A 563-nucleotide genomic window follows, 5' to 3' on the forward strand; every position below is an offset into this window, starting at 1 on the left:
GTCTTATCAGGGGTGTTGCGAATTTGTTTTATGTAGTTGTGAAAAGATGAAGGCCGTCTGAAACTAATCAAAGCCAAAGTTTTATGTCATATTAGGATTGGATATAAAGAGGCCGTCTGAAAATGATTTCAGACGGCATTTATTTTCGTAATGTGATCATTCAGGCTCTTAAGGACCTTGTTTTGGAGAGTTTTGTTCTTTTGGTTTGTTCGCTTTCCGCGTTTGTATTTGGCTTTGTTTGGGGTGTTTTCTTTGCAATGTATTTTTGTGTTTTGGGAAATAAGCTTACAAGCTCTGTTTGCAGGATACTGGAAGGAAGTGTGTATCCATGGTGCCACCGCAAGACCAAACTGTTGTACCTTTAGTAGCACTTGTTTTTGCAAAACTTGGTGTCAGGTGGATTTCGGTATTCTTCACAGGAACGGCGGCTTGATTGCCGATGGCGGCAACAATAGTGCCGTTATCTTCAATACGGACAATCTTTACATAGTTACCGACTTTATTGTCGTCTGAAGCGAGTTGTTTGATATTTAGGTCAAGCGGCAAGCTGCCTTTATCTGCAT

At 40.7% G+C, this 563-nt stretch carries 1 protein-coding gene; it reads right to left on the reverse strand.

Features of this window, described 5'->3' with window-relative positions:
- Nucleotides 1-285 precede the first annotated feature (285 nt).
- A partial coding sequence (locus tag ACTHUM_RS18145) for a pilin (RefSeq protein WP_440403702.1) occupies nt 286-563 on the reverse strand: 278 nt, incomplete at its 5' end.

This window comes from Neisseria sp. P0021.S006, assembly GCF_051956895.1.